This window comes from Burkholderia sp. AU4i, from assembly GCF_000466765.1.
GTDB classification, from domain to species: Bacteria; Pseudomonadota; Gammaproteobacteria; order Burkholderiales; family Burkholderiaceae; genus Burkholderia; species Burkholderia cepacia.
Genome location: NZ_ASSI01000214.1, coordinates 1 through 20,148 on the forward strand (window position 1 = coordinate 1; position 20,148 = coordinate 20,148).

Here is a 20,148-nt window from a genome sequence, read left to right on the forward strand (position 1 = left end):
ACAACGGGACAACGGGACAACGGGACAACGAGACAACGAGACAACGAGACAACGAGAAAGCGCGGAATGCACGCCGCTGAAGCGGTGGGCGATGCCGCTACGTCAGGCGTCCGTCACCCACGCGCCGAACCATTCGCTCGGGCGTGCGATCTCATCCTGCGCGGCGACGAGCTCGAGCTCGTAGCGGCGCGCATCGTAGGTCGCCTTCACGACCGCATGCACGGCTGCGAGCGTGTGCTCGAACGCGGCGCGCACGGAGTCGCCGCGCAGCCGGCATGCGACGAAGATCGCGCTGGTCAGGTCGCCGACGCCGACCGGATGGCGCGGAAACGCGTACAGCGGGCGCTGGCCGATCCATGCCTCGGTTTCGGTGACGGCGAGCATGTTGAAGCGATCGGCCGGGCTGTTGCGGTCGTGCAGGTGCTTGACGAGGATGATTTGCGGGCCGCGGCGGATCAGCGCGCGGCACGCTTCGACGGCTTCGGCGACGGTTTCGATGCGCCGCCCGGCCAGCTTCTGCAGTTCGGTGTGGTTCGGCGACATGCCGTCGGCGAGCGCCGGCATTTCCTGGACCATGAATTCCTCGACGCCGGGTTCGGGCCGGATGCCGCCCGTCTGGCCCATCGCCGGATCGCAGAAGTACCACGCGTTCGGGTTCATCGCCTTCACCGAGCGGACGATCTCGACGGCCGCGCGCGCCTGCGGCGGCGAGCCGAGGAAGCCGGACAGCACGGCGTCGCAGCGCTTGAGCGCGCCGATCGCGGCGATGCCGTCGACGAGCTGCTCCATCTTCGCGGCATCGATCGCGCTGCCCGCCCAATGGCCGTACTGCATGTGATTCGACAACTGGACGGTATTGAGCGGCCAGACGTTGACGCCGAGGCGCTGCATCGGGAACACGGCCGCACTGTTGCCGGCATGGCCGTAGATGACGTGCGACTGAATGCTGAGGACGTTTTTCATGGGAATCGCCTGCACGCGTTTCAGGGTCACGTCACACGATACCCGAGTTCGTCGCGCGCGCGGAAGTCGCGCGGCCCCGGAGTGTTGCGCGCCGTCGTCAGCGCGACCGCGTAGAATCGCGGGGCGCGAGGCGGCCCGGCTGCCCGCGTGCGTCTCCAATCACCGTGATCGCCATGCTTTCGATTCGCAAGATGTTGTATGCCGTGCGCGCCGTCGTGCTCGGCGCGGGTGTCGCCGCCGCGTGCGCCATGCCTGTCGCGGCGGCCGCCGCATCGGCCGCCGGCAACGACGGGCCCGTGTACGGCCCGCGCCTGGAAGGGTTCACCTATCCGGCTCCCGTGCATGTGTATACGTTCGTGTCGCAACGCGAAACGCTCGAGATGGCCTATCTCGACGTGCCGCCGGCGCACCCGAACGGCCGCACCGTCGTGCTGCTGCACGGGAAGAACTTCTGCGCGGCGACCTGGGAGGACACGATCGGCGTGCTGAGCCGGGCCGGCTATCGCGTGATCGCACCGGACCAGATCGGCTTCTGCAAGTCGTCGAAGCCCGATCGCTACCAGTACAGCTTCCAGCAACTGGCGCGCAACACGCACGCGCTGCTCGAATCGGTGGGGGTGAAGTCGGCGACGATCGTCGGCCACTCGACGGGCGGGATGCTCGCGATGCGCTACGCGCTGATGTATCCGAAGGCGACCGAGCAGCTCGTGCTCGTGAACCCGATCGGCCTCGAGGACTGGAAGGCGCTCGGCGTGCCGCCGCTGCCGGTCGACTACTGGTATGCGCGCGAGCAGAAGACCACGGCCGACAGCATTCGCCGCTATGAGCAGGGCACGTACTACGCGGGCAAGTGGTCGCCGTCGTACGAGCGCTGGGTGCAGATGCTGGCCGGGATGTACCGTGGCGCCGGCCGCGACGCGGTCGCCTGGAACTCCGCGCTGATCTACGACATGATCCTCACGCAGCCGGTGGTCTACGAACTCGGCGCGATCCGCGTGCCGACGCTGCTGATGATCGGCGACAAGGACACGACCGCGATCGGCAAGGACGTGTCGCCGCCCGACGTGCATGCGAAGCTCGGCCGCTACCCGGAGCTCGCGAAGCGGACGCAGGCCGCGATCCCCGGCGCGCAGCTCGTCGAATTCCCGGCGCTCGGGCACGCGCCGCAGATCCAGGATCCGGACGCGTTTCACAAGGCGCTGCTCGACGGGCTGGAGGCCGCGCACCCGCAGTGACGCGGGGGCGGCTGCGGGCGGCTCGGGCGTGTGCCGTCAGCGCACCTCGCTCGCGAGCTCGTCGCGGATCTGCGCGGTCAGTTCGAACGAACGCAGCCGTGCCGCGTGATCGTAGATCTGCGCGGTGACGATCAGCTCGTCGGCCCCCGTCTGCGCGATGCGGTCGCGCAGCTTGTCGCGCACGGTGTCGCGCGAGCCGACCGCCGCGAACGATAGCGAATGCGCGACGGTCGCGAGCTCGAGTTCGTTGGCCTCGAGCACGTCGACGGGCGGCGGCAGCTTGCCCGGCGTGCCGCGCCGCAGATTGATGAACTGCTGCTGCAGCGACGTGAACAGGCGCCGCGCCTCGTCGTCGGTATCGGCGACGAACACGTTGACGCCGACCATCGCATGCGGCTTCGGCCACGCGGCCGACGGCCGGTACTGCGCACGATAGATCTCGAGCGCGCGCATCAGGTAATCCGGCGCGAAGTGCGACGCAAACGCGAACGGCAGCCCGAGCATCGCCGCCAGCTGCGCGCTGAACAAACTCGAACCGAGCAGCCACACGGGCACGTCGAGCCCCGCGCCGGGCACCGCGCGCACGCGCTGGCCGGGCACCGGCTCCGCGAAGTAGCGCTGCAGCTCGGCGACATCGTCCGGAAACGAATCGGCGCTGCCGATCAGGTCGCGGCGCAGCGCGCGCGACGTGGTCTGGTCGGTGCCGGGCGCGCGGCCGAGGCCGAGGTCGATGCGCCCCGGATACAGCGACGCGAGCGTGCCGAACTGCTCGGCGATCACGAGCGGCGCGTGGTTCGGCAGCATGATGCCGCCCGAGCCGACGCGGATCGTCTGCGTCGCGCCCGCGACATGACCGATCACGACGGCGGTGGCCGCGCTCGCGATGCCCGGCATGTTGTGATGCTCGGCCAGCCAGTAGCGCTGGTAGCCCCACCGTTCCGCGTGCTGCGCGAGATCGACGGTGTTGCGGAACGCCCGGGAGGCGTCGGCGCCGGCCGGAATGGGGGCGAGATCGAGTACGGAAAACGGAGTCATCGGTTGGCCTTCGAACAAGGGGGCTGGGTGATGCGCTTACGCAACAAATGCCAGGGATTTTGCCAAAGGGTTCCGGAACGTGCTGGGAGCGGCGCGATACCCATGCGCGTTTCAGGGGTGCAGGGCCGAATCCGGCGATCGTTGCAAAAATCAATCTAATCGGCGATTAATTACCAATCTTTACGGCGATTGGATGTGAATCCGCATCGACGTACAAATTTGCACGAAACGATTGATTTTCAAGACTGCAATACGCCTGCAAACCGCTTACGCTAACGTGAACGCGGGTGCGCTCAAATGGTTCGCCGACTGCGCAGCTTTGCCGGAAATGCACAAGTCCGTTTCTCGTAGCGCCGAGCGCGGGGTGCCGCAGACTGCTAAAATCCGGCGCCTGCCCATGTTGTGCCGAAGGTAGCCATACGAGTCTTCCCGCATCTCGCCCGGGTTTCCCGCGGAGGTGCGCCACGCGAAACCGGGCATGGCCATACCCGAAGGATGGGTCGAGCCTTCCTCATATACAGACGCTGCTGGAACAAGGAGTCGGGTCGTGCCCGCGTTCGTCGTTGTCGGAATACCGAATCACGCTCAATCGCGTTCAAGCGTTCTCCATGGCGTTCAGGTCGCCGGGAGGCGGCGCGCATGACGGCAACCGCAACGATGTTCGACTGGCTCCTGATCGTCTTCACGCTGGCCGCGGCCGGTTATGCGCTCGTCGCCGCGTTCGCGCCGCGGCCGCGTACGCCGCGCACGGCCGCGCGCGACGGCTTCGAGCCGGTCAGCGTGCTCAAGCCGCTGTGCGGCTTCGAGCCGCACCTGTACGAAAACCTCGCAACGTTCTGCGAGCAGCGCCATCCGCGTTGCGAAGTACTGTTTGGCGTCGCGTCGGCGGCCGATCCGGCCGTCGCCGTGGTCGAACGGCTGCGTGCCGATTACCCCGAGTGCGACATCACGCTCGTGATCGATGCGCGCGTGCACGGCAAGAACCTGAAGGTCAGCAACCTGATCAACCTCGCCGAACGCGCGAAATACGGCCGCATCGTGATCGCGGACAGCGACATCGCGGTGACGCCCGATTATCTGGAGCGCGTGACGGCACCGCTCGCCGACGTGTCGGTCGGCGTCGTCACGTGCCTGTATCATGCGCGCAGCGTCGGCGGGTTCTGGACGCGAATCGGCGCGCAGTTCGTCGACGCCTGGTTCGCGCCGTCGGTCCGGATCACGCATCTCGGCCGCTCGAGCCGCTTCGGCTTCGGCGCGACGCTCGCGCTGACGCGCGACACGCTCGACCGGATCGGCGGTTTTCCCGCGCTAAAGGACGAACTGGCCGACGATTTCTGGCTGGCCGAGCTGCCGCGCCGCCTCGGGCGCCGCACCGTGCTGTCGGAGGTCGAGGTCGCGACCGACGTGATCGAGCCGTCGTTCGGGCCGCTGTGGCACCGCGAGACGCGCTGGCTGCGCACGATCCGTTCGCTGAACCCGGCCGGTTTCGCGTTCCTGTTCATTACGTTCACCGTGCCGTGGCTCGCGATCGGCGCGGCGCTCGCGCTGCGCCTCGACGGAACCTTCGCCGGCTCGCTGGCGGGCGGGGCGGCCGTGGTGGGCGCGTTCGGGCGGCTCGTGCTGCACGCGCGCGGCGAGGACGGCTGGCGCGCGTTCTGGCGCGACTTGCCGCTCGTCGCGGTGCGCGACACGCTGCTCGCGCTCGAGTGGCTCGCGGCCGTGTTCGGCACGCATGTCGTGTGGCGCGGCGCGAGGATGACGGTCGTCGGCGGCGAGCGCGCGACGGCGGCCGTGGAAGCAGTGGACGGCCGCTAGGGCCGTTCCGGTCGAACCCGGCCCGAGGGCCGACACGCGCTGCGCGGCGAGGCCGCGCGGCGCGACATGACAGAGAGGCGGGCGCCGGCAAGGCGGCCCGCGGTTTTTTGACTGAATCGTTGTAACGAAACGAACTATGCAGGCTACCGGAGCATTCATGAAAACGCTGTTCTTGCAGGCCCCTTCGTATGACGGCTTCGACGGCGGAGCCGGCTCGCGCTATCAGGCGAAGCGCGAAATCCGTTCCTTCTGGTATCCGACGTGGCTCGCGCAGCCGGCCGCGCTCGTGCCGGGCAGCCGCGTCGTCGACGCGCCGGCCGACGGCCTGTCGGTCGAGGAAACGCTGAAGATCGCCAACGACTACGATCTCGTGATCATCCACACGAGCACGCCGTCGTTCCCGACCGACGCGATGTTCGCGCAGGATCTCAAGAAGATGAAGCCGTCGATGCTGGTCGGCATGGTGGGCGCGAAGGTGATGGTCGATCCGCACAACTCGCTCACGGCGAGCGAGGCGATCGACTTCGTGTGCCGCGAGGAATTCGACTACACCTGCAAGGAAATCGCCGAAGGCAAGCCGTTCCCCGAGATCAAGGGCTTGAGCTGGCGCGCGAAGGACGGCTCGATCGAGCACAACGAAGCGCGTCCGATCCTCGAGAACATGGACGAACTGCCGTTCGTCGCGCCCGTCTACAAGCGCGACCTGAAGATCGACAACTACTTCATCGGCTACCTGAACTACCCGTACGTGTCGATCTACACGGGCCGCGGCTGCAAGTCGCGCTGCACGTTCTGCCTGTGGCCGCAAACGGTCAGCGGCCATCGCTACCGCACGCGCTCGGTCGAGAACGTGCTCGCGGAAGCGAAGTGGATCCGCGACAACATGCCGGAAGTGAAGGAACTGATGTTCGACGACGACACCTTCACCGACGACCTGCCGCGCGCCGAAGCGATCGCCATCGGCCTGGGCAAGCTCGGCATGACGTGGTCGTGCAACGCGAAGGCGAACGTGCCGTACAAGTCGCTCAAGATCATGAAGGAAAACGGCCTGCGCCTGCTGCTGGTCGGCTTCGAATCCGGCGACGACCAGATCCTCGTGAACATCAAGAAGGGCGTGCGCACCGATTTCGCGCGCCGCTTCAGCGCGGACTGCAAGAAGCTCGGCATCAAGATCCACGGCACCTTCATCCTCGGCCTGCCGGGCGAGACGCAGGAGACCATCAAGAAGACGATCGAGTACGCGAAGGAAATCAATCCGCACACGATCCAGGTCTCGCTCGCCGCGCCGTATCCGGGCACGACGCTCTACAAGCAGGCCGTGGAAAACGGCTGGATGGAAGAGAACAAGACCATCAACCTGGTGAGCAAGGAAGGTGTGCAGCTCGCGGCGATCGGCTACGCGCACCTGTCGCGCGACGAGATCTACCACCATCTCGAGCAGTTCTATCGCCAGTTCTACTTCCGTCCGTCGAAGATCTGGGAAATCGTGCGCGAGATGCTGACGAGCTGGGACATGATGAAGCGCCGCCTGCGCGAGGGCGTCGAATTCTTCCGCTTCCTGCGCGCGCACGAGGCGTAAACCGTGGCGACGCAGCGGGCGGCGCGGGCGCTGATCTTCACCGCGGACGACTTCGGGCTGCACCCGCGCGTCAACGCGGCAGTCGAACGCGCGCACCGCGACGGCGTGCTGAACGCCGCGAGCCTGATGGTCGGCGCGAGCGCCGCCCCGGATGCGATCGAGCGTGCGCGGCGCCTGCCGTCGCTCGCGGTCGGTCTGCATCTCGTGCTCGCGGACGGGCCGGCCACGCTGCCCGCGCACGAGATTCCCGCGCTCGTCGGCCCCGATGGGCGGTTCGGCGACGCGATGGCGAAGGACGGCTGCCGGTTCTTCTTCCTGCCGCACGTGCGCGCGCAGCTGCGCCGCGAGATCCGCGCGCAGTTCGATGCGTTCGCGGCGAGCGGCCTGCCGCTCGATCACGTGAACGCGCACAAGCATTTCCACCTGCACCCCACCGTGCTGTCGATGATCATCGAGATCGGCCGCGACTACGGGTTGCGCGCGGTGCGGCTGCCGTACGAAACGAGCGCGCCCGCGCTGCTCAAGCCGTGGATCGCGCTCGTGCGCGCGCGGCTCGACCGGGCGGGGCTCGCGCACAACGACTACGTGGTCGGGATCGAGCATACGGGCGCGATGGACGAGGCCGTGCTGCTCGACGCGCTGGCCAAGCTGCCGCCGGGCGTCGGCGAGATCTACTGCCATCCGGCCGAGGCCGGCGACGGCCCGATCACGCCGACGATGGCCGGCTACCGTCCGGTGGACGAACTCGATGCGCTGCTGTCGCCGCGCGTCGCGGCCGCGCTGAAGGCCGCGGGCGTCGCGACCGGCGGCTTTGCCGACGTGTTCGGCCAGCCCGCGGCGCGGCGCGGCGGGCAGGCGTCGCGTGCACCCGGAGCGCAGCCGTCATGATCAAGTGGATCAAATGGCTCGGCTGGCCGCTCGGCATCGGCATCCTGCTGGCGCTGGGGCTGCACGAAGGCATCGGCGACGTGTCGCAGATGCTCGCGCGCGCCGGTTACGCGCTGCTGTGGCTCGTACCGTTCCACGCGCTGCCGCTGCTGCTCGACGCCTACGCGTGGCACCTGCTGCTCGACAGGCGCTCGTCGCTGCCGTTCCTCTGGTGGATCGCGACCGTGCGCGAAGCGGTGAACCGGCTGCTGCCGGTGGTCGGGATCGGCGGCGAGCTGGTCGGCATCCGGCTCGCGCGCTGGCAGGTGCCCGACGCGAGCCGCGTGACGGCGTCGGTGATCGTCGAGGTGCTCGTGACGATCGTCGTTCAGTATGCGTTTGCCGCGCTCGGCCTCGTGCTGCTGCTCGCGACGACGGACAACATGGGCGGCGGCACGATCGGCCTCGCGCTGCTGCTGACGCTGCCGCTGCCGGTGCTCGGCGTCGTGCTGATGCGCCGCGGCGGGATCTTCCATGCGATCGAGCGTTTCGCGGGCCGCCTGCTCGGCGATTCGCACCGGCTGCTGCAGGGCGTCGACGGCAAGCGGCTCGACGCCGACATCGATGCGCTGATGTCGCGCACGGGCCTGTTGTTCAGCGCGTTCTTCTGGCAGCTGGCCGGCTACGTGCTCGGCGCGCTCGAGATCTACTGGGCGCTCGCGCTGCTCGGCCATCCGGTGTCGATCGGCGGCGCGATCGCGATCGAGGCGATGACGCAGGCCGTGCGCCATGCGGCGTTCATGGTGCCGGGCGGCCTCGGCGTGCAGGAGGCGACCGTCGTGCTGCTCGCGCAGATGTTCGGCGTCGACCGCGAGACGGCGCTGTCGCTCGCGCTGGTCAAGCGCGGCCGCGAGGTGCTGTTCGGCTGCCTCGCGCTCGGGTCGTGGCAGCTTGCCGAACTCGTGCGCACGCGCCGCAGCATCGGTGCGCCGCCGGCCGCGCCGCGCGCGCCGCACGCGACGGGCCGCGTGGCGGAAACCGAATCCGAAACCGAAACGATGCATTGATCACGAGACGGGCCGCGCGCCCGTCTCGCGCTTTTGGCGTCGCGCGGGTATCCTTGCCGCGTGTTTTCTCGACGCGCATTTCTTCCGATGAATTTCCGTTTCCGGCTGCTCCCCGTGACGATGCTGGCCGCCGCGCTGGCGCTGACCGGCTGCGACGACAAGCAAGGCAACCTCGACGTGCAACGTATCAGGGACTTCTTCAACGCGATCAAGCCCGCGCCGCTGCTGCTGAAGGGGCTGAAGGCCGGCGAATCGACCGAGGCCGACGTGCGCGGCACGATGGGCAAGCCCGAGACCGAGCGCGACTTCACCGACGGCTCGAAGCGTCTCGAATACCCGCGCGGCCCGATGGGCAACCAGACGTGGTTCGTCGACCTCGATGCGAACGGCCGCTACACGGGCGCGACGCAGGTGCTGACCGCCGAGAATTTCGCGAAGGTGCGCCCGGGGATGAACGAGGACGAGGTGCGGCGCCTGCTCGGCAAGCCCGGCGACATCGCGCAGTATCCGCTCAAGCCCGAGACGGTCTGGAGCTGGCGCTGGCTCGAGGACGGCGTCAACACCGACGCGTTCTTCAACGTCCATTTCGGCCCGGACGGGCTCGTCTACACGACTTCGCGCTCCGACATCCTGAAGGGGCGGTAAGCCCGACCGTCTTCGGCGCTATATCGAAAAAGCGACCGGAAAATTGCAAAAAGTCCGCTTCCCCGGCCGTTATCCGGTTGTCAGGGAGCGGCTTTTTTCCTTTTGAAACAGCGGTGTAGGTCGCGGTTGAAAATGATGGGGCGGATTGTTGCGACGCAGCAATCGCGTGCCGGGTGATTTGAGGCAATCAATTTCGCTTGCGACTATCCGCGTCAGCCCGGCGCGGGACAGGCAGACGCGTCGGCATCCATTCCAACTCTGGAGACGCGCGTGTTCCTTTACGGCTTTGGTCCTGTCCTCTGGGCCGGCACCGTGCAGACCATCGAGCTGTCGGTGCTGTCGCTCGCCACTGCGGTGGCGCTGGGGCTGATCGGCGCGGTGGCGAAGCTGTCGCACAACCGGGTGCTGCGAGCGATCGCGACCGGTTATACGACGCTGATCCGCTCGGTGCCCGATCTCGTCCTGATGCTGCTGCTGTTCTACAGCATCCAGATCTGGCTGAACCAGTTCACCGACTTCGTCGGCTGGGACCAGATCGACATCGACCCGTTCGTGGCCGGCGTGCTCACGCTCGGCTTCATCTATGGCGCGTACTTCACCGAGACGTTCCGCGGCGCGTTCCTGTCGGTGCCGCGCGGCCAGCTCGAAGCCGGTGCGGCTTACGGGATGAGCGGGATGCGCGTGTTCGTGCGGATCATGTTTCCGCAGATGATGCGTTTTGCGCTGCCGGGCATCGGCAACAACTGGCAGGTGCTCGTGAAGGCCACCGCGCTGGTGTCGATCATCGGTCTCGCGGACGTCGTGAAGGCCGCGCAGGACGCCGGCAAGAGCACGTTCAACATGTTCTTCTTCATCCTCGTCGCGGCGCTGATCTATCTCGCGATCACGACCGTTTCCAACCTCGTGCTGATCCAGCTCGAGAAGCGTTATTCCATGGGCGTGCGGCACGCAGAACTATGATCGAGATCCTCCAGGAATTCGGCCAGGCGTTCCTTTACTGGGACGGCCAGCGCCTCTCCGGCCTCGCGGTGACGCTGTGGCTGCTCGTCGCGTCGATTTCGCTCGGCTTCGTGTGCGCGGTGCCGCTCGCGGTCGCGCGCGTGTCGAAGAACAGGTGGGTGTCGACGCCGGTGCGGTTCTACACGTACGTGTTCCGCGGCACGCCGCTCTACGTGCAGTTGCTGCTGCTGTACACGGGCATGTACAGCCTCGAGTTCGTGCGTTCGCACTCGCTGCTCGACGCGTTCTTCCGCAGCGGCTTCAACTGCGCGATTCTCGCGTTCGCGCTGAACACCTGCGCGTACACGACCGAGATCTTCGCGGGTGCGATCCGCGCGATTCCGCACGGCGAGGTCGAGGCGGCGCGGGCATACGGGATGTCGCCGTTCACGATGTACCGCCGCGTGATCCTGCCGTCGGCGCTGCGCCGCGCGCTGCCGCTGTACAGCAACGAGGTGATCCTGATGCTGCACGCGACCACCGTCGCGTTCACGGCGACCGTGCCGGACATCCTGAAGGTCGCACGCGATGCGAATTCCGCGACCTACATGGCGTTCCAGTCGTTCGGAATCGCCGCGCTGATCTATCTTGCGGTATCGTTCGCACTCGTCGCGGTGTTTCGCCGCGCGGAGCGCCACTGGCTCGCGTATCTCGCGGCCGCCCGTCATTGATTCACTTCGAGGAGAGCCAGTTGGCCGAGATCACTCAAACGAGCGCGTCCGCTTCCACCAAGCTTGCCGCGGTCGACATTCACAAGCGCTACGGCGACAACGAGGTGCTCAAGGGCGTATCGCTGAACGCGAAGGCCGGCGACGTCATCAGCATCATCGGCGCGAGCGGCTCGGGCAAGAGCACGTTCCTGCGCTGCATCAATTTTCTCGAGCGGCCGAATGCGGGGCAGATCGTCGTCGACGGCGAGACCGTGCGCACGAAGACCGACCGCGCCGGTGCGCTCGAAGTCGCCGATCACAAGCAGCTTCAGCGCATCCGCACGAAGCTCGCGATGGTGTTCCAGCACTTCAACCTCTGGGCGCACATGAACGTGCTCGAGAACGTGATGGAAGCGCCGGTGCACGTGCTCGGCATTTCGAAGAAGGAAGCCGAGGAGCGCGCGCGCGAGTACCTGGAGAAGGTCGGTTTGCCGCCGCGCGTCGAGAAGCAGTATCCGTCGCATCTTTCCGGTGGCCAGCAGCAGCGCGTGGCGATTGCGCGTGCGCTGGCGATGCATCCGGACGTGATGCTGTTCGACGAGCCGACGTCGGCGCTCGACCCGGAACTGGTGGGCGAAGTGCTGAAGGTGATGCAGAAGCTCGCCGAGGAAGGCCGCACGATGATCGTCGTCACGCACGAGATGGGTTTCGCGCGCAACGTGTCGAATCACGTGATGTTCCTGCATCAGGGGCGGACCGAGGAAGAGGGCGATCCGAAGGAAGTGCTGGTACGCCCGCAGAGCGAGCGGCTGAAGCAGTTCCTGTCGGGCAGTCTCAAGTAACGCGACAGGGCGGGTTTCATACGTGGTACCGGTGTCTCGTCCCGCAGGCGCCACCCGCACGATGCAGGTGGCGATCGTTGCATTGCCGCCCGTGTCGATGTCGGGCGTGGGTGCGATCGTCGATGCGCTGAACCTCGCGAACGAGATCGACGGGCGGCTGCTGTATCGCTGGCAGGTGTGTTCGTGGGACGGGCGGCCGGTGCCGCTTGCCGGCGGTGCGCAGTGGCATGCCGATGCGGCGTTCAACGATGCGATCGCGTGCGACTGGGTCATCGTCGTGTCGGAGCGGTTTCAGCAGTTTGCCGACTATCGGTTGTTTCTCGCGAGTCTCGCGCGGGTCGGGCAGCGCACGCCGCTCGTGACCGGAATTCATCATGGCGTGTGGTGGCTGGCGATGGCCGGGCAGCTTTCCGGGTACCGGGTGAGCGTGAACTGGGAGACGTATCAGCAGTTCGCCGAACAGTTCGAGCGGTCGATCGTCACGCAGCAGATCTTCGAGATCGACCGGGACCGCGCGACGTGCGCGGGTGGGCAGGCTACCGTGGATTTCATGCTGGCCATGATTGGCCGGGAACATGGGGCGGACCTCGCGGAGCGGATTGCCGATGCACTCGGGGTCGGGACTTTGCGGAGCGGCGAAGAGCGGCAGCGGATTCCTTTTGTGACTGCGCCGGGCGAGCGGCATCCTCGGTTGAACGATGCGTTGCTGCTCATGGAAGCCAATGTCGAGGATCCGTTGACGACCGACGAGATCGCCGAACTCGTCGGCGTTTCACGCCGGCAGCTCGAGCGGCTCTTTCGACAGTATCTCGGGGCGATGCCCTCGAAGTATTACCTCAACCTACGGTTGCTCAAGGCCCGGACTCAGTTGCAGCGGACCAGCAAGTCGGTTGTGCAGGTTAGCCTCGCCTGTGGGTTTTCTTCCGCTGCGCACTTTTCCAACGCGTACCGCGAAAGGTTCGGGGTCACGCCTCGGGAGGATCGGCGAGCGTGGCTCGAGAAGCAGACCGGCGGGGGCAGTGAACCACGGGGTGGGGCGCTCGTCGAGCGCGGGAAGGATTGATTTCAGGTTTTTTGCGGTGTGCTTGCCTTTTTCGTCGTGAAGCACCTGTGATCTCGTCGGTCTATTAGCGTCGCCCCTGCGCGGGGCGGCGGTTACTTTTCTTTGTCTTGCCAAAGAAAAGTAACCAAAAGAAAGGCGCCCGGAAAACGCATGACTTCCCGGTGCCGTGGTCGTCAGAGTGGTTCGCACCTAAGTGTCCGCGCCAGTCAGGAGACCGGAGTGGTTCGAGCAATGGTTCTGACACCACTCCCTACCCAACAGAGCGGTATACCGCCCGCCAGCTCCATCCTCGCTTCGCTCGGCTGCAAGGTTACCTCCCGTCGCGTTTCATGCGCTTGCTGCTTTTGCCAGCGCTGGTCAGCAAATCGACACTCTTTACTCACACCATTCGTACCTGTCGGACTGCTTGTCATCGGTACTTGTTTGATAACGACCGTGGCCGTGTGTTTTCGTGATTGATTGCTGCGTCCCTTTTTCCTGCGAACGCGTGTGTCCTTGATTTGCTGAATTCGGGGTACTTGCGCGCGCGATTGCCGGGAGGATTGACCCTATGCGCTACTGGAGGGGGTGTACCTGTCGGCCGAGCGAAGCGAGGGCGGAGCTGGCGGGTGGTATACCGCTCTGTTGGGTAGGGCGTGGTGTCAGAACCATTGCTCGAACCACTCCGTGTTCCTGACTGGCGCGGACACTTAGGTGCGAACCACTCTGACGACCACGGCACCGGGAAGTCATGCGTTTTCCGGGCGCCTTTCTTTTGGTTACTTTTCTTTGGCAAGACAAAGAAAAGTGACCGCCGCCCCGCGCAGGGGCGACGCTAATAGACCGACAAGATCACAGGTGCTTCACGATCACAGGTGCTTCACGACGACAAAGGCAAGCACACGCCCCACAGGCAGCAAAACCAGCGACGCTTCCACGAAACCACCCGCCCGGAGAGAGGGCAAAATAAAGCGCACTATCCGCTTCCGATAGAACCCGTCGCAATTCCGCAAGACGCTTGCGTCACCCTTACCTAAACTTGATCCTGTTGAACCCTCTTACGAAACCGAAAGGAACGACCATGACGACCTCGACCGTGACCCGCCAGACATTCGACGAAGTGATGGTGCCGGTATTTTCTCCCGCGCCGTTCGTGCCGGATCGCGCAGAGGGCTCCCGCGTGTGGGACACGGCCGGCCGCGAGTACATCGATTTCGCGTGCGGCATCGCGGTGACGTCGCTCGGCCACGGCCACCCGGAACTGCTGAAAGTCCTGGACGAACAAAGCCGCAAGCTCTGGCACATCGGCAACGGCTACACGAACGAGCCGGTGCTGCGCCTCGCAAAGCGCCTCGAATCGCTGACCTTCGCCGACCGCGCGTTCTTCGCGAACTCGGGCGCGGAAGCGAACGAAGCCGCCCTGAAACTCGCACGCCGCGTCGCGTTCGACCGCCACGGCGCCGACAAGGCGGAAATCATCTCGTTCGTGCAGTCGTTCCACGGCCGCACGTTCTTCACGGTCAGCGTCGGCGGCCAGCCGAAGTACTCGGAAGGCTTCGGCCCCGTGCCGGCCGGCATCACGCACCTGCCGTACAACGACATCGAAGCCGCAAAGGCCGCGATCGGCCCGCAAACCTGCGCAGTGATCGTCGAGCCCGTGCAAGGCGAAGGCGGCGTGATCCCGGCCGATCCGGCATTCCTGAAGGCACTGCGCGAAGCCTGTGACGCGAACGACGCACTGCTGATCTTCGACGAAGTGCAAACGGGCGTCGGCCGCACGGGCCAGTTCTACGCGTACATGGACACGGGCGTCACGCCCGACATCCTCACGACCGCCAAGGCGCTCGGCAACGGCTTCCCGATCGGCGCGATGCTGACGACCAACGAACTGGCCGCGCACTTCAAGGTCGGCGTGCACGGCACGACGTACGGCGGCAACCCGCTCGCATCGGCGATCGCCGACAAGGTCGTCGAACTGATCGGCGACCCGGCACTGCTCGAAGGCGTGCGCGAACGCAGCGTGCGCCTGAAAGGCGCGCTCGAGCGCATCAACGCACGCTTCGGCATCTTCAAGGACGTGCGCGGCAAGGGCCTGCTCGTCGGCGCGGAACTCACCGCCGCATTCGATGGCCGCGCGAAGGACTTCGTCACCGCGGCAGCAGAAAACGGCCTGATCATGCTGATCGCCGGCCCGAACGTGCTGCGCTTCGTCCCGTCGCTGGTGATCCCGTTCGACCTGCTCGACGAAGGCGTCAAGCGCTTCGAGAAGGCCGTCGAACAAGTGCTCGCCGCCCAGGAAGCCACCGCGCGCTGATCGGCGCACCCATCGCAGACAGGAACGACGATGCTATTTGTTCGCCCCGGCAAACTCACGGATCTCGATGCGCTCGCGCACATGGCGCGCACCGCGCAACCGGTCCTGCACTCGCTGCCGCACGACCGCGCGGCGCTCGAAGCGCGCGTGGCGCTCTCGGAGGATTCGTTTCGCGCGGACGTCGACTTCGCCGGCGAGGAGTTCTATCTCTTCGTGCTCGAGGATTCGTCGACGGGCAAGCTGCTCGGCACGGCGAGCATCGTGGCCGCGGCCGGCTACTCGGAACCGTTCTACGCGTTCCGCAACGACGCGCTGATCCACGCGTCGCGCGAGCTGCACGTGAACCGCAAGATCCACGCGCTCACGATGTCGCACGAGCTGACCGGCAAGAGCCGGCTCGCGGGCTTCTACGTCGATCCGTCGCTGCGCGGCGACGCGGCCGCGCACCTGATCTCGCGCGCCCGGATGATGTACATCGCCGCGAACCGCCGCCGCTTCACGCCGGAAGTGTTCACGCTGCTGCTCGGCGTGAGCGACGACACGGGCGCGTCGCCGTTCTGGGAAGCGGTGGGCCGCAAGTTCTTCGGCCGCAACTTCACCGATGTCGACATCGCGTCGGGCGGCCGCAGCCGCACCTTCATCGCGGAAGTGATGCCGGCGTATCCGCTCTACGTGCCGCTGCTGCCGGAAGCCGCGCAGCGCGTGCTCGGCGAGCCGAACCAATCGGCACTGCTGGCCTACGACATCCATCTCGAGGAAGGCTTCGAGCCCGACCGCTTCGTCGACATCTTCGACGCGGGCCCGGTGCTCACCGCGCAGGTCGACCGCACCGCGTGCGTGAAGCACGGCACGGAGCGCGTCGTGCGCGAGGCCGCGCACCAGCAGGGCGACGTTGCGTACATGGTGTCGACGGGCAGCGGCGAATCGTTCCGCTGCGTGCTGGCCGACCTGCCGGGCGATGCGGCCGACGCACCGCTCGCCGGCGACGTGCGCGCGGCGCTCGATGTGAAGGATGGCGATGTCGTGCGCTGCGTGCCACTGCACCGCCGCGACGATGAAGATTTGAAGGGAGACGCAGCATGATCGTCGTTCGGGTCGTACAAACGGGCGACGTCGACGCGCTCGTGTCGCTCGCGAAGGAAACCGGGCCGGGCCTGACCACGTTCAAGCCCGACCGCGACGCGCTCGCCGCGCGCATCGAGCGCACGCGCCGCACGCTCGAGGGCGAGGCAGCGCCCGGCGAGGCCGGCTACTTCTTCGTGATGGAAGAATCGAAGACGGGCGACATCGCGGGCGTATGCGGGATCGAGTCGCAGGTCGGCCTCGAACAGCCGTTCTACAACTACCGCGTGAGCACGGTCGTGCACGCGAGCCAGGAGCTCGGCGTGTGGACGCGCATGCACGCGCTGAACATCTCGCACGACCTGACCGGCTACGCGGAAGTGTGCTCGCTGTTCCTGAGCCCGCGTTATCGCACGGGCGGCGTGGGCGGCCTGCTGTCGCGCTCGCGCTTCATGTTCATCGCGCAGTTCCGCGAACGCTTCCCGGAACGCATCTGCGCGGAACTGCGCGGCCACTTCGACGAAGACGGCACGTCGCCGTTCTGGCGCGCCGTCGGTTCGCACTTCTACCAGATCGACTTCAACGCGGCCGACTATCTGAGCTCGCACGGCCGCAAGTCGTTCCTCGCGGAACTGATGCCGCGCTATCCGGTGTACGTCGACCTGCTGCCGCAGGACGCGCAGGACGCGGTCGGCCTCACGCACCGCGACACGCTGCCGGCCCGCAAGATGCTCGAGGCGGAAGGGCTGCGCTACCAGAACCACGTCGACATCTTCGACGCGGGCCCGGTGCTCGAATGCCACGTGAACGACCTGCGCACGGTGCGCGAGAGCGTCGTCGTGCCGGTCGCGATCGGCGTGCCCGACGCGCAGGGCGACCATCCGCCGACGTCACTCGTGTCGAACACGTCGCTCACCGATTTCCGCGTCGGCGTCGCGCCGGGCGTGGTCGCGAACGGCTCGTTCGTGCTGTCGGCCGACGATGCCGCCGCGCTCGACGTGAAGGCCGGCGATCCGGTCCGCGTGCTGCCGCTCAAAGTCAAACAGGGATAAACGAATCATGACGGAACTCTTCATCGACGGCGCCTGGGTCGCAGGCTCGGGCCCCGTGTTCGCTTCGCGCAACCCGGGCACCGACGAGATCGCATGGCAGGGCGAAAGCGCGTCGGCGGCCGACGTCGACCGTGCGGTCGCGAGCGCGCGTCGCGCATTCGCCGGCTGGTCGGCGCTCGACTTCGAATCGCGCTGCGCGATCGTCAAGCGCTTCGCCGCATTGCTCAACGAACGCAAGGAAGCGATCGCGACCGCGATCGGCCGCGAGACGGGCAAGCCGCTGTGGGAAGCGCGCACCGAAGTCGCGTCGATGGCCGCGAAGGTCGGCATTTCGATCCAGGCCTACCAGGAACGCACCGGCGAAAAGCGCCAGGACATGGCCGACGGCGTCGCGGTGCTGCGCCACCGCCCGCACGGTGTCGTCGCGGTGTTCGGCCCGTACAACTTCCCCGGCCACTTGCCGAACGGCCATATCGTGCCCGCGCTGATCGCCGGCAATGCGGTCGTGTTCAAGCCGTCGGAGCTCGCGCCGGGCGTCGCGCGCGCGACGGTCGAGGTGTGGCAGGAAGCCGGGCTGCCGGCCGGCGTGCTGAACCTTGTGCAGGGCGAGAAGGACACGGGCATCGCGCTCGCGAATCACCGGCAGATCGACGGGCTGTTCTTCACCGGCAGCTCGGACACCGGCACGCTGCTGCACCGGCAGTTCGGCGGCCGTCCGGAGATCGTGCTCGCGCTCGAGATGGGCGGCAACAATCCGCTCGTGATCGGCGAAGTCGAGGACATCGACGCGGCCGTCCATCACACGATCCAGTCGGCGTTCCTGTCGGCCGGCCAGCGCTGCACGTGCGCACGCCGCATCTTCGTGCCGCAGGGCGCGTTCGGCGACCGCTTTCTCGCGCGTTTCGCCGACGTCACGTCGAAGATCACGGCCGACGTGTTCGACGCCGATCCGCAGCCGTTCATGGGCGCGGTGATCTCGGCGCGCGCGGCCGCGAAGCTCGTCGACGCGCAGTCGCGCCTGATCGAGCAGGGCGCGAAGCCGATCATCGCGATGACGCAGCGCGATCCGCGCCTGGGCTTCGTGAACGCGGCGATCGTCGACGTGACGGGCGTGGCGAACCTGCCGGACGAAGAACACTTCGGCCCGCTCGCGCAGATCGTCCGCTACGCGACGTTCGACGAAGCGATCGAGCGCGCGAACGACACGGCATTCGGCCTGTCCGCCGGCCTGCTGGCCGACGACGCGAACGCATGGGACCACTTCCGCCGCACGATCCGTGCGGGGATCGTCAACTGGAACCGTCCGACCAACGGCGCATCGTCCGCCGCACCGTTCGGCGGCACCGGCCGCTCGGGCAACCATCGCCCGAGCGCGTACTACGCGGCCGACTATTGCGCGTATCCGATGGCGTCGGTGGAAAGCACGCAACTGACTTTGCCCGCGAGCCTGTCGCCGGGCCTGCACTTCTGATCGAGGGAACGACGATGAACGCACAAGAAGCCAATTTCGACGGGCTCGTCGGCCCGACCCACAACTACGCCGGCCTGTCGTTCGGCAACGTGGCGTCGCTCAACAACGAGAAGTCGGCCGCGAACCCGAAGGCCGCCGCGAAGCAGGGGCTGCGCAAGATGAAGCAGCTCGCGGATCTCGGCTTCGCGCAAGGCGTGCTGCCGCCGCAGGAGCGGCCGTCGCTGCGCCTGTTGCGCGAGCTCGGCTTCTCGGGCAAGGACGCGGACGTGATCGCGAAAGCCGCGAAGCAGGCGCCCGAACTGCTCGCCGCCGCGAGCTCGGCATCGGCGATGTGGACCGCGAACGCGGCCACCGTCAGCCCGTCGGCCGACACGAGCGACGGCCGCGTGCACTTCACGCCGGCGAACCTCTGCAGCAAGCTGCACCGCGCGATCGAACACGAAGCGACGCGCCGCACGCTGTCGACGCTGTTCGCCGATCCCGCGCACTTCGCGGTGCACGAAGCGCTGACCGGCACGCCGGCACTCGGCGACGAAGGCGCGGCGAACCACACGCGCTTCTGTGCCGAATACGGCAAGCCGGGCATCGAGTTCTTCGTGTACGGCCGCGCGGAATACCGCCGCGGCCCCGAGCCGAAGCGCTTCCCGGCACGCCAGACCTTCGAGGCGAGCCGCGCGGTCGCGCATCGCCACGGGCTCGCCGAAGAAGCGACGGTGTATGCGCAGCAGGACCCGGACGTGATCGACGCGGGCGTGTTCCACAACGACGTGATCTCGGTCGGCAACCGCGACACGCTGTTCACGCACGAGCGCGCGTTCGTCAACAAGCAGGCGATCTACGACACGCTGACCGCCGCGCTCGACGCGCGCGGCGCGCGCCTGAACGTGATCGAGGTGCCCGAAGCGGCCGTGAGCGTGAACGACGCGGTCACGTCGTATCTGTTCAACAGCCAGCTGCTGTCGCGCGCGGACGGCTCGCAAGTGCTCGTCGTGCCGCAGGAATGCCGCGAGAACGGGAACGTCGCGGCTTATCTCGACGAACTCGCGGCCGGCAACGGCCCGATTCACGACGTGCTCGTGTTCGACCTGCGCGAAAGCATGAAGAACGGCGGCGGCCCGGCATGCCTGCGCCTGCGTGTCGTGCTCAACGACGCGGAACGCGCGGCCGTCACGTCGAACGTGTGGATCAACGACACGCTGTTCACGTCGCTCGACACGTGGATCGACCGGCACTATCGCGATCGCCTCGCACCGGAAGACCTCGCCGATCCGGCGCTGCTCGACGAATCGCGCACGGCGCTCGACGAGCTCACGCAGATCCTGCGCGTCGGTTCGCTGTATGACTTCCAGCGCTGAGGTACGGATGCCGGCCAACGTGCTGCTCGACGACTTCCTCGCATTCACGCTGGCCGGTAGCGCGCCGTCCGTGACGGACGGCACCTGCGCGGCCGGCGCCGTGCGCTGCTCATGGCGCGGCGACGGTCTGCTCGCGCTCGAACCGGCCGCGGCCG

At 66.9% G+C, this 20,148-nt stretch carries 17 protein-coding genes and 1 pseudogene; 16 read left to right on the forward strand and 2 right to left on the reverse strand.

From position 1 onward, the window contains the following. Positions 1 to 102 precede the first annotated feature (102 nt). A complete protein-coding gene (gene pdxY / locus L810_RS36530; protein ID WP_042977705.1) occupies positions 103 to 963 on the reverse strand; it encodes a pyridoxal kinase PdxY in 861 nt (286 codons plus the stop codon). A 173-nt stretch (positions 964 to 1,136) separates the two neighbouring features. On the opposite strand from pdxY, the gene L810_RS36535 reads away from it, so the two are divergent. Further along, positions 1,137 to 2,198, forward strand: a complete 1,062-nt coding sequence (locus L810_RS36535; RefSeq protein WP_042977701.1) for an alpha/beta fold hydrolase — start codon at positions 1,137 to 1,139, stop codon at positions 2,196 to 2,198. A gap of 36 nt (positions 2,199 to 2,234) precedes the next feature. Here L810_RS36535 and L810_RS36540 read toward each other — a convergent pair whose 3' ends face one another. Then, a complete protein-coding gene (locus L810_RS36540) occupies positions 2,235 to 3,233 on the reverse strand; it encodes an LLM class flavin-dependent oxidoreductase (RefSeq protein WP_042977708.1) in 999 nt (332 codons plus the stop codon). Positions 3,234 to 3,872: 639 nt separating this feature from the next. On the opposite strand from L810_RS36540, the gene hpnI reads away from it, so the two are divergent. From hpnI to L810_RS49410, 15 genes and pseudogenes are all read left to right on the forward strand, one after another. After that, positions 3,873 to 5,048 (forward strand): bacteriohopanetetrol glucosamine biosynthesis glycosyltransferase HpnI, encoded by a 1,176-nt coding sequence (gene hpnI / locus L810_RS36545; RefSeq protein WP_021163185.1) that lies wholly within the window; start codon positions 3,873 to 3,875, stop codon positions 5,046 to 5,048. A gap of 136 nt (positions 5,049 to 5,184) precedes the next feature. After that, entirely contained in the window at positions 5,185 to 6,627 is a 1,443-nt protein-coding gene (hpnJ, locus tag L810_RS36550; RefSeq protein ID WP_309301883.1) for a hopanoid biosynthesis associated radical SAM protein HpnJ, read from the forward strand. 3 nt (positions 6,628 to 6,630) lie between these two features. Next, a complete protein-coding gene (gene hpnK, locus L810_RS36555) occupies positions 6,631 to 7,515 on the forward strand; it encodes a hopanoid biosynthesis-associated protein HpnK (RefSeq protein WP_021163187.1) in 885 nt (294 codons plus the stop codon). Next, positions 7,512 to 8,561, forward strand: a complete 1,050-nt coding sequence (locus L810_RS36560) for an HpnL family protein (protein ID WP_021163188.1) — start codon at positions 7,512 to 7,514, stop codon at positions 8,559 to 8,561. The genes hpnK and L810_RS36560 overlap by 4 nt, the downstream gene beginning before the upstream one ends. An 87-nt stretch (positions 8,562 to 8,648) precedes the next feature. After that, entirely contained in the window at positions 8,649 to 9,206 is a 558-nt protein-coding gene (locus tag L810_RS36565) for a lipoprotein (RefSeq protein WP_021163189.1), read from the forward strand. A 270-nt stretch (positions 9,207 to 9,476) separates the two neighbouring features. Then, positions 9,477 to 10,166: an ABC transporter permease gene (locus tag L810_RS36570; protein WP_021163190.1), complete on the forward strand. Its 690-nt coding sequence runs from the start codon at positions 9,477 to 9,479 to the stop codon at positions 10,164 to 10,166. Next, positions 10,163 to 10,876 carry an ABC transporter permease gene (locus L810_RS36575; RefSeq protein WP_021163191.1) on the forward strand — a complete coding sequence of 238 codons (714 nt, stop codon included), beginning with the start codon at positions 10,163 to 10,165 and terminating at the stop codon, positions 10,874 to 10,876. Before L810_RS36570 ends, L810_RS36575 begins: the two co-directional genes overlap by 4 nt. Positions 10,877 to 10,896: 20 nt before the next feature. Next, positions 10,897 to 11,697, forward strand: coding sequence for an ABC transporter ATP-binding protein (locus L810_RS36580; RefSeq protein WP_021163192.1), 801 nt, complete (start codon positions 10,897 to 10,899; stop codon positions 11,695 to 11,697). A 22-nt stretch (positions 11,698 to 11,719) separates the two neighbouring features. Further along, entirely contained in the window at positions 11,720 to 12,760 is a 1,041-nt protein-coding gene (locus L810_RS36585) for a GlxA family transcriptional regulator (protein ID WP_042977702.1), read from the forward strand. A 1,060-nt stretch (positions 12,761 to 13,820) separates the two neighbouring features. Beyond that, positions 13,821 to 15,053, forward strand: coding sequence for an aspartate aminotransferase family protein (locus L810_RS36590; protein ID WP_021163194.1), 1,233 nt, complete (start codon positions 13,821 to 13,823; stop codon positions 15,051 to 15,053). A 30-nt stretch (positions 15,054 to 15,083) separates the two neighbouring features. Next, positions 15,084 to 16,136: an arginine/ornithine succinyltransferase subunit alpha gene (aruF, locus tag L810_RS36595; RefSeq protein WP_021163195.1), complete on the forward strand. Its 1,053-nt coding sequence runs from the start codon at positions 15,084 to 15,086 to the stop codon at positions 16,134 to 16,136. After that, positions 16,133 to 17,167 (forward strand): arginine N-succinyltransferase, encoded by a 1,035-nt coding sequence (gene astA, locus L810_RS36600; protein ID WP_021163196.1) that lies wholly within the window; start codon positions 16,133 to 16,135, stop codon positions 17,165 to 17,167. Before aruF ends, astA begins: the two co-directional genes overlap by 4 nt. Positions 17,168 to 17,174: 7 nt before the next feature. Beyond that, a complete protein-coding gene (astD, locus tag L810_RS36605; protein ID WP_021163197.1) occupies positions 17,175 to 18,638 on the forward strand; it encodes a succinylglutamate-semialdehyde dehydrogenase in 1,464 nt (487 codons plus the stop codon). A 14-nt stretch (positions 18,639 to 18,652) separates the two neighbouring features. After that, the gene (astB, locus tag L810_RS36610) at positions 18,653 to 19,993 is read left to right on the forward strand and encodes an N-succinylarginine dihydrolase (protein WP_021163198.1); all 1,341 of its coding nucleotides are present in this window, start codon (positions 18,653 to 18,655) and stop codon (positions 19,991 to 19,993) included. Positions 19,994 to 20,000: 7 nt separating this feature from the next. Further along, positions 20,001 to 20,148: pseudogene (locus L810_RS49410) on the forward strand (succinylglutamate desuccinylase); the annotation flags it as partial.